General features: G+C 29.2%; 1 protein-coding gene. It reads right to left on the reverse strand.

Going from position 1 to position 726, the window contains the following annotated elements; genetic code table 11:
* Nucleotides 1-161: 161 nt before the first annotated feature.
* Nucleotides 162-726: N-6 DNA methylase (locus IEX12_RS23165; RefSeq protein WP_188725998.1), on the reverse strand; the 565-nt coding region annotated here is incomplete at its 5' end.

The raw sequence follows: 726 nt of genomic DNA on the forward strand, positions 1-726 counted from the left end.
TTTATCATATCGTTTGGCCATCTTAGACACTCCTAGAGATTATTATATTTAGTATAAAAATCCCCATTTGTTATGTCCAATTATTAGACTAACATCAGAGATTATCTTTTTGATCATCTTTATTTTTTATATCAACTTGCCGAATATACGGTCCTAAACGTTTATAATTTGATTTCATATCCAAGCTCCTTAAAAACGCCTAACAAGTCCTTTTTTAATACTTCCTCATCCTTTAATAAACTAGTAAACTCCGATTGTAAAGAAACCATTTTCTTTTCAAAGTCAATGTTCTCATCACGGTTTATGAACTCTATATATTTACTAGGAACTAAGGAAAAATCCCTTTTTTCAACCTCTTTAAGCGTTGCACTGTAACATAATTCCCCGATATTTTGATAAGTAATTTCATAATTAGTTTGTTGCCAATTGTGATAAATTGTTGTTACCTTTTTTATATCATCATCAGAAAACTGAACATATTTTTTCTCGAATGGAATTCCCACTTGCCTTAAATCCATAAATAGAATTTCATTGCCACGATTGCGGTATTTTTTCAATTTACCATTTTGCTCTACCGTCCGTGCTTTTTTATTTTTATTTAAAATCCAGAATGTAACACTTATGTCGGTAGTCACTAGCGTTGCATTAATTATAACTAATAATAAAAAATGTTGGTAATGTTCAATTTTTAACTGTCTAGACAACAAAAAATCCTTTATAATGAAT

Origin of the sequence: Lentibacillus populi, assembly GCA_014642895.1 — a bacterium.
GTDB lineage: Bacteria > Bacillota > Bacilli > Bacillales > Amphibacillaceae > Lentibacillus_C > Lentibacillus_C populi.